Raw genomic sequence first — 8,888 nt, forward strand, 5'->3', positions numbered from 1 at the left:
GGCGTGAGTCCTACCGATGAGTGACCCCCAGGTGGCCGGGCTGTGCCGGCTGACCGTACGCGCACCGGCCCGCACCATCGACCTGGCCGTACCCGCTGACGTCCCGGTGGCCGACCTGCTCCCCGCCGTCCTCGGCTACGCCGGAGACGACTTGGAGGAAGCGGGACTCGACCACGACGGCTGGATTCTCCAACGCCTCGGCGGCGAGCCGATGGACGAGGAGCGCACGCTCGACTCGTACGAACTGCGCGACGGAGAAACCCTCCATCTGCGTCCCCGCACCGAGGCGCTGCCCGAGGTGCACCTCGACGACCTCGTCGACGGCATCGCCACCGCCCTCGGCCGGCAACCACACGGCTGGACTCCCGCCGCGGGACGTGCCCTGCTGCGCGGTCTGGCCGTCGCCACCCTGCTCGCGGGCTTCGTGGTGCTCGCCCTGCCGGGCGGCTCCGGTGGCAGCCGGGCCGTGTGCGCCGCCGCGGCCGCACTGCTGCTGCTCGCCGGGGCGGCCTCGGCCGGACGGGCCGTCGGCGACGGCGGCGCCGGAGCCGCCCTCGGCATGATGGTGGGCCCCTATCTCGCTCTCGCCGGCTGGCTGTTGCCCGGAGGCTCGCTCAGCGGAGCCCACGGCCAGGAGGCACTGGCCTCGCGCCTGCTCGCGGCCTCTGCCGCAGGAGCGGGCGGGGCCGTGCTGGCACTGGCCGCCGTGGCGTCCTACGCCGCGCTCTTCCTGGCGCCCGCCGTCGTCGCCGTCTTCGGCGCGCTGACCGCGAGCGTGATGATGATCTTCGATCTGCCACTGCAGGACGCGGCCGCCGTGGCCGCGCTCCTCGCGGTGCTGCTCGGTGCCTTCGTACCCTCGCTGTCGTTCCGCATGGCGGGCCTGCGGATGCCACCTCTGCCGTCCAACGCCCAGCAGCTCCAAGAGGGCATCGAACCCCATCCGACCCATGTGGTCACCAGCCGGTCCGTACTGGCCGACGGCTGGATGACCTCGTTGTACGGCGCCGTCGGCCTGGTCTGCGTCGCATGCCTCACCGCTCTCGGCAACGACCCCTCGCTCGCCGAGGTCTGCACGGCCGCCGTGCTGACGCTGCTGCTGCTCCTGCACGCACGGGGGCTCGGCAACGTGTGGCAACGCCTGTCCCTGGTCGTGCCGGCGGCCTGGGGCGTGGCCCTGCTGGTCTTCGGGGCGGCCCAGTCCTACAGCCCCTTCGGCCGGCTGCTGCTGGTGGCCGGACTGCTGGCCGTCACCGCCGCCCTCGCCATCGCCTCCTGGACCGTGCCCGGACGGCGCCTCGTGCCCTACTGGGGACGGGGCGCGGAGCTGCTGCACTCGGCGGCAGCCATCGCGCTGCTGCCGCTGGTGCTGTGGGTGCTGGGTGTCTACGGGGCCCTCCGGGGCCTCAACGGCTGATCAGGCAGAACCGGGAGAACACCGTGCACTCGAAGCGTGATCAGGTCCAAGCCCACATGTTCGTCATGGGGCGTCTGACGTCGGCGATGCTCCGCGGCGATCCGGACGCGCCGGAGAGCCCGCAGGGCCGTACCAACAGGGGCATCGCGATCAGTGTGGTGATCGCGGTACTGCTGTCAGCCGGAGCGTTCGTCTTCGGCCTGTTCAAGCCGGGCACCAAGGACTCGTGGCGCAAGCCGGGCACCCTCGTCGTGAACAAGGACACCGGTACGCGCTACCTGTATCTGGACGGACGCCTCCGTCCGGTGCGCAACTACGCCTCCGCCCGGCTGCTCGGGGGAGCGGACATGAAGGTCGTCTCCGTCGGGTCCGGCTCGCTCGCCGGCACCCCACACGGCTCACCGGTGGGTATCCCCGGCGCGCCTGACGCGCTGCCTGCCGGCGACGCACTCGACTCCGGCTCCTGGCAGGTGTGTTCGGGCGCCGACGGAGGCCCCACGGACACCCTCCTCGCCGTGGGGGCTTCGGCGAACGGGCCCGGACTGTCGACCACCCAGGCCCTGTTGGTGACGGGCCCGGACAAGAAGGACTACCTGGTGTGGCGCGGCAGCCGGTTGCGGCTGGACACAGCGCACCGGGCGGCCGAAGCCCTCGGCTACGACTCCCGGCCGCGCACACCGGTGTCCGCCGCCTTCCTGAACTCCCTGCCCGAGGGGCCCGACCTGACCCCGCCCCAGGTGCCGGACCGCGGTCAGGCGGGCCCGGCGCTCGGCGGCCGGGAGACCCGCTTCGGACAGGTCTTCCGCGTCACCGTGCCGGGCTCCGCGGCACGCTACTACCTCCTCCGCAAGGAGGGCCTGGCGCCTCTGACGGCCACCGGGGCCGCGCTCGTCCTGGGGGATCCGGAAACCAAGCGCACGGCGTACGCGGGGGCCACCCCGGCCGCGGTGGCGCTCGGCGCGGACGCCCTCGCCGGCCGGACCGCGCCGGCCCCGGACGGGGACCGGTCCGACCTGCCCGAGGCTCCGCCGACCGCGGTGGCGCCGGAACCGGGCCAGGCGGCCTGCGCCAGGATCGAGCCGACCGGTGACGGGACCAGGGTGAGCGTCGCCCTGTCCCGGACGGCCGACTTCGGTCCGACCGCGCAGCCGGCGCCGGAGGGACTCACCCCGGCCTGTGTGCCCGTGGGCCGGATCACGGTCCGCCCGGGCGGCGGTGCGCTGGTGGGCGCCGTGGGCGCGGGCGGCGGCGTTGTCGGAATGACGCTCTATCTGGTGACGGACGGCGGAGTGAAGCACCGTGTGTCCGGCCTCGAGGCACTCACCGCCCTCGGCTACCACACGGGACAGGTGAAGGGGCTGCCTTCACCCCTGCTCGCGATGCTGCCGAGCGGGCCCGACCTCAACTCCCGGGCCGCCGCGACGGGACACGGCACCACGACGGCGGGCACCTGCACGACCGAAACGGGCGCCAAAACGGGCAGGGAACCGGGCGGCAAGAGCTGACGTCGTGTCCTCCTTGCTCGGAAAAGGGTCAGGAAAACAGGCAGGAAATCGGACGGGTGCAGCGGACGACGTTCCCTTCCGCGCCGAAACGGGCGATGGACCGGGCAGGAAAAGCAGAATTGATGCCCGAACGGATTCCCTCAAGTTACCTTTCTATGACGGTTCTTGGACCCGCCGTATGACCGGCCGTTCGAGTTCCCTGTTGGTGTTGTGTTATCAACTCACCTCTGGCATAAGATCTGTTGGACGCGCCAGCGGATGACAGGAATCCGCATTCGGCTCGCCGTATCGGCAGAGCCAGGCGGCCATTCCCCCAGGAGGTGCGGCACATGGCAGGGATGCAGCAGTCACAGGAACAGGCGACCCGGAACGGTATCAACGCCCTGGAGCAGGCGTTCACCGGCGTACAGAACTGCCGGCAGGACGTCGAGAACATGAAGTTCAACCTTGCCTCGGGGCTCAAGGGGTCGGACGGCAAGGCCTTCCAGGAGCTGCTCAAGCTCTGGGACGACCAGGCGGAGGTCATCTCCAAGAACGTCCGCGACATGGTCAACACCCTCAACGAGACGCTGACCCAGCAGGGCCTCACTCAGGGGTCCAACAACGACGACATCAACCAGGCCTACACGCAGTCCCAGAGCGTGTTCGACGCCCTCCACGGCTGACCGTCGGCAGGCCGGCACCCGGCCGAGGCCGTGCGCTACCCCTGTCCCGTACTTCCCCCAGAGACGAGGCCCCACCATGAGCGACTTCACCGACGGAACCATCTACGTCGACTACGCCCACATGACCAATGGCGCAGACGACATGATCTGGCAGACCAAGGCGATCGCCAGCATCCTGGCGAACCTGGACGCCGAACTCCAGGCGCTGAAGGAGACCTGGGAAGGTGACGACCGGCAGGTCTACAACGACAAGCAGGCTGCCTGGAACGGCGCGGTCGAGGCCATGAAGCAGCTGCTGCAAAACCACTCGGCCCTGCTCCTGGACGTCTCGGACAAATACCGGCGGAGCGAGACGACCCTCACCCAGCTCTGGAGTGAAGTGCGCATCGGCCGCTGAGCCGACTCGACCCCTCCCATGACTTCGGGCGGCGGGCGCGTGCGTGGACCACGGCTCCGCGCGCCCGCCGACCGGCAGTGACCGACGAGCAGGAGACGGACGCATGGCGGGCAACCCCCCGGTCAATCTCAACAAGGCCTGGCTCCAGTCGTTCCTCGACCACGACGTCGCGGATTTCCGCGGTGAGCTCGAGAACATCAGGAAAGATGGGAAGGACGAGGGCACGGAGCACTTCCCGGCGCTCGAGAGTCTCCTCCCCAAGGGCAAGCACCCTGACTATCTGGTGCCGGGCGGTTCCAAGCCCCTCACCCTAGGGGAGCTCGGGAGAGATGCCCCTTCGAACGGGCAGTATCTGAACGAGAGCCTCACGGAGACTATTACCTCTGTCGCCGAGATCTTCAAGAACCAGCACGATCTCTTCGAGGACATCGACGACAACCTGCGAACCAGCATCGAGAAGCTGTTCAAGACGCAGGATGGAAACCTCGAGAAGATCGAGGCCGACAAACTCCTCGACATCTTCTCCGACATCGACGAGTCGCTCGGGGCAGGCAGTGGCAAGTCGGATGACTCGGACGACTGACTCGTCATCAAAGTAGCCCCAGCGTACCGTCGACCGTCCAAGTCTGTCGCCGAATCCGGTACCCGCGCCCCACCTGATACGTATGGAGTATGTCCGTGCCAGAGGAAGTCGAAGAGAAGAAGTCGATAACCACCGACGACAACGACTCCTGGCAGAAAGTCGTTGGTCTGTTCACGGGATACGACGCACCGCTGCGGAATACTCTCTTCGAGAACCTCAAGGGCAATGAGGACATCCCTCAGATGAAGGTGGAGATCACCAAGGACTATGCCAAGGCGGTGAACGTAGACGACCTGTCATGGAAAGTCGACAACGCGGGTGGGAACATCCAGAACACTGATTTCGTCATCCCCTTCTACACGAAGCGCGCAGTCGAAGGAAATTCTGAATTCGTCGACATGTACAGGGCGCGCATCACGCTCCTCGGTCAGAAGAACGGCGATCATGCGCCGGTCGGCGGATCGGTGATGGGGGGGAAGTTCCAGAGCCATATGTCGAACCACCTGAAGTTGGGAAATCGCACGTGGGACACCGGCCCTCTCACTCAGTACTCCTACGGTACGGGTGCCGCTCTGCGTGCCATGCTGGAGCTTGAGAACGGTACCCACCGGTTCAACTGGAACGGCAAGGAAGTCGCTGACCACAACGCCGTAGTCCTCAAGTCCTTCGACACGACCGCAAACGCCTTCGACCGGACGGCGCGGTTCTTTCGTGACCGGCACAAGGAAGTGCAGGAGTGGGAACGCCGTGTCGGCACCGAGCAGAACGACGCATGGCGGGGCCAGGCGGCCGGAGTCTTCTGGAACCTCATCCACACCATCGGAAAGCAGTACGACGGGTATGCCAAGGACATGCTCGCCGGCGACGGACACCACTCCCTGCAGGGCAACAAAATCCGGCAGGCCAAAACGGACTTCCGGAATGCCGCCACCGCTCTGTACAACGCGTGGGATCACTGGCAGCTCTACATGGGCAACCCCTTGCGCTGGCTGCACGACCTGCTCTCGGAGATCACCGACTACATCTGGTATTACAACATCAGGCAGATCAACTACCAGTGGAAAGCCGACGAGAAAGACGCCACGAAGGGCGATATCGCATACGTAGCCACGCACGCGTTCGATCAGCACGCCAGGCGACTGGCAAACACATCTGAAGACTTCGGCGATCTCACGGAGCTCAGCACCTGGAAGAAGATCGGCGAACGTGCGGTGCTGAACTGGGAGAAGTCCGTCAAGGACAACCTTGTGGCAGCCGCCGACGAGGCGCTCAAGGCCGTTCACAACGGATGGAGTTCCTTCGACCTCGGCAACGTCAGGACGCGTGGCGACAAGGACCTCACCACCTCGGTCACGAACGACAAGAACGAAAAGGCAGCCGACGACGCAAAGAAAGCCGCCGACGCCGCGGCCAAGAAGGCCGACGACTTCATGGCCTGGCAGAAGAAGCAGGCGGAAGATAACGCGAAGAAGCAAGCCGAGGCCGAGGCGAAGAACGACCGGATCCGTAAGGAGCAGGAGGAGAAGAACGACCGGATCCGTAAGGAGCAGGAGGAGAAGAACGACCGGATCCGTAAGGAGCAGGAGGAGAAGGCCGCAGCCAAGGAGGCGGAGGCGAAGGCCGCGGCGGCTGCGGCGGAGGATAGGGCCAACAAGATCCGGGCGGATCAGGAGGCGAAGGCCGCAGCCAAGGACGCGGAGGCGAAGGCTGCGGCGGCCGCGGCCGAGGAGAAGGCTGACAAGATCCGGGCGGATCAGGAGGCGAAGGCCGCAGCCAAGGACGCGGAGGCGAAGGCCGCGGCGGCCACGGCCGAGGAGAAGGCCAACAAGATCCGCGAGGATCAGGAGGCGAAGGCCGCAGCCAAGGAGAAGGAGGCGGCCGCGGCTCAGGCGAAGCAGCAGCAGATGCAAGTCGCCCAGTTCAACCAGTCCCGCGCCGAGCAGGAAACCGCTCGCAAGAAGCAGGAGGCCAAGCAGGCTGAGGCTGACGCGAAGGCTGACCAGATTCGCGCGGAGCAGGAGGCGAAGGCCGCAGCCAAGGAGAAGGAGGCGAAGGCCGCGCAGGCTGAGGCTGACGCGAAGGCTGACCAGATCCGGGCGGAGCAGGAGGCGAAGGCCGCAGCCAAGGAGAAGGAGGCGAAGGCCGCGCAGGCCGCGGCTGAGGAGAAGGCCGACAAGATCCGGGCGGACCAAGAGGCGAAGGCCGACAAGATCCGGACGCAGCAGGAACTGCGCCAGGAACAACTGCAGACCGAGCAGGAGAAGCGGGCAAACGAGCAGCGCGCCAAGATGGAGGCCCAGCAGGCAGAGGCCCAGGCGCGTCAGCAAGAAGCCGTCAAACAGGCAGAGGCCCAGCAGCAGCAGATCCGGCAGGGCCTGCTCAACGGCGGCAGTCTTCCGGACGTTGGGACGCCCGGCAGCCCTGACATCGGCGACATCCGCTCCGGCATCCTGAACCCCGGTGATCTGCCTTCGCTCAACACTGCCTCGCCCCACTTCACGGGCGACTCTCTGACCATGCCGGACGGCAGCGTGGTCACCGTCGACGACAACGGACGGGTCGTCACACGGCAACCCGATGGCAGTTCCGTCACCATCGACCCCGACCTGCACACCTCGACCGTCACCCGGCCTGACGGTACGACCGTCTCCGGGCCGCTGAACGTGGGCGATCCGCAACCGCTCCCCGACGGCACCGTCTCCCACATCGACCAGGACGGCAGCGTCGTCCTCGAGTCGCCCGACGGCACGGTCACCACGATCGACCCGGACACGGGCATCGCCACGACCACGCGCCCCGACGGCACGGTCACCTCAGGCCGGCTCAACGGCGACGGTGATCTTCCACAGCTTCCAGGCGGCGGCCACATTCCGTCGTCGGGTTCGTCTCCCCGGACGTCGCCGTTCGGCTCGTTCGAGGAGGAGTTGTACGACGCCGCCCCGTACCAGCCGGGGACGTCGCGGGGTTCGGCCTCTCCGCTCGCGGCCTCTGCGGCGACGCCCGGTACACCGCTGAACACCGGCATGCCGCCGGGAGGCATGCCCATGGGCGGTATGCCCATGGGTGGTATGGGCGGGATGGGTGCGGGAGGCTCCGGGCAGGGCTCGTCGGAGCGTGTGCGCAATGTGATCGACGACGGGCAGACGGCCGGTCGCCGCGGTGCTGCCAACGGCAGGATCCCCGCCGCCCGCTCGGGTCATGAAGAGAACAACGTGCGGGTGTCCACGCCCCGCTCCACGGCCACGACCGGCGGTGCGCCGTTCATGCCCGGGGGCGGTGGGGCGCCCGCGCAGCCGCAGACCCAGAGCGGGGACCGGGCGCGTGACGCGTGGGTGCAGGAAGAAGAAGACGTGTGGGGCACCGACGAGGGCGGCGCGCCCGCCGTGATCGGTCGATGACCCGCCCCGCTACACGAAGGAATCACCGATGACCGACTCCATCGAACAGCAGATCGCCAAGGCCATGGCGGAACTCGAAGCCGTCCAGGGCGCGGTGGCCAAGGCGGAGCAGCAAATGGCCACGGCCTCCGAGACCGTACGGTCCCGTGACCGCGCGGTCGAGGTGACGGTGGGACCGCAGGGCGAGCTGACGGGCTTGAAGTTCCTGGACAACAAGTACCGCTCGATGAACGCTGCTCAGCTCGCGACATCCGTACTGGAGGCGGCAGATCGCGCTCGCGCCCTGATGGCGCGGCAGGTGATGGACGTCTTCGAACCACTCACCCGGCCCAGCGCCGGCGCCCCGGGGCTGCGCGGCGTCGACATCGACTGGGAGCGCATCTACGGGTCCGCGTTGCTCGAAGAGGCAGGGGCGGGACCGGGGCGCAGGTCGAGCGGACTGCACGACGAGATCCACGAGGACACCGACGACGGACAGGGCACGAGGAGGAACGGGTCATGAGCAACACCTACGAGGCGAATCCTGCAGCGCTCCGCAGTGCCGTGGAGCGGATGAAGCAACTGCCCGAAATGGCGAAGAAGTTGGGCGATGACTTCACTGAACAGGAGCGGAACTACACGGAGTGGCCCGGCTGGACCGACGACTTCGCTCGCGAGGTCCGCCCCCAGTACGAGAAGAACAACCAGTACTGCCTGGGCACGAGCAGGGCTCTCTACGAGGCCCTGCACGGTCTGGTGAGCGCGACGCTCGCCAACCTGGACAACATCGAGCGAAACCAGGCGGATGTGCACGACCAGATCGCCGAGCACCAGCGCAAGACCGAAGAGTCCGTCTTCGACGGCGATGCCGGAGGACGGCGCTGACGCGTACCAACTGATCAGCACGATGCGTGGCGTACGGTTCATGGTGAGTGGAGTTTCGG

Annotated in this window: 8 protein-coding genes; all 8 read left to right on the forward strand. The window is 67.5% G+C overall.

Going from position 1 to position 8,888, the window contains the following annotated elements; genetic code table 11:
* Nucleotides 1–16: 16 nt before the first annotated feature.
* The 8 genes from eccD to ACTWOL_RS28275 all read left to right on the forward strand — a co-directional run bounded on the left by eccD (nt 17) and on the right by ACTWOL_RS28275 (nt 8,829).
* Nucleotides 17–1,417 (forward strand): type VII secretion integral membrane protein EccD, encoded by a 1,401-nt coding sequence (eccD, locus tag ACTWOL_RS28240; protein ID WP_474299619.1) that lies wholly within the window; start codon nt 17–19, stop codon nt 1,415–1,417.
* A gap of 23 nt (nt 1,418–1,440) precedes the next feature.
* Nucleotides 1,441–2,922, forward strand: coding sequence for a type VII secretion protein EccB (gene eccB, locus ACTWOL_RS28245; protein WP_474299620.1), 1,482 nt, complete (start codon nt 1,441–1,443; stop codon nt 2,920–2,922).
* Nucleotides 2,923–3,251: 329 nt separating this feature from the next.
* Nucleotides 3,252–3,587: a hypothetical protein gene (locus ACTWOL_RS28250; RefSeq protein ID WP_474299621.1), complete on the forward strand. Its 336-nt coding sequence runs from the start codon at nt 3,252–3,254 to the stop codon at nt 3,585–3,587.
* Nucleotides 3,588–3,663: 76 nt separating this feature from the next.
* On the forward strand, nt 3,664–3,984 hold the full coding sequence (locus ACTWOL_RS28255) for a WXG100 family type VII secretion target (protein WP_474299622.1): 321 nt from the start codon (nt 3,664–3,666) through the stop codon (nt 3,982–3,984).
* Between the two features lie 103 nt (nt 3,985–4,087).
* Nucleotides 4,088–4,567, forward strand: a complete 480-nt coding sequence (locus ACTWOL_RS28260; protein ID WP_474299623.1) for a type VII secretion system-associated protein — start codon at nt 4,088–4,090, stop codon at nt 4,565–4,567.
* Nucleotides 4,568–4,662: 95 nt separating this feature from the next.
* Nucleotides 4,663–7,965 carry an AAWKG family protein gene (locus tag ACTWOL_RS28265; RefSeq protein ID WP_474299624.1) on the forward strand — a complete coding sequence of 1,101 codons (3,303 nt, stop codon included), beginning with the start codon at nt 4,663–4,665 and terminating at the stop codon, nt 7,963–7,965.
* Between the two features lie 28 nt (nt 7,966–7,993).
* Nucleotides 7,994–8,467 carry a YbaB/EbfC family nucleoid-associated protein gene (locus tag ACTWOL_RS28270; RefSeq protein WP_474299625.1) on the forward strand — a complete coding sequence of 158 codons (474 nt, stop codon included), beginning with the start codon at nt 7,994–7,996 and terminating at the stop codon, nt 8,465–8,467.
* On the forward strand, nt 8,464–8,829 hold the full coding sequence (locus ACTWOL_RS28275) for a hypothetical protein (RefSeq protein WP_474299626.1): 366 nt from the start codon (nt 8,464–8,466) through the stop codon (nt 8,827–8,829). The genes ACTWOL_RS28270 and ACTWOL_RS28275 overlap by 4 nt, the downstream gene beginning before the upstream one ends.
* The last annotated feature ends 59 nt before the right edge of the window (nt 8,830–8,888 follow it).

The sequence above is a fragment of the Micromonospora sp. IBHARD003 genome (assembly GCF_056106285.1).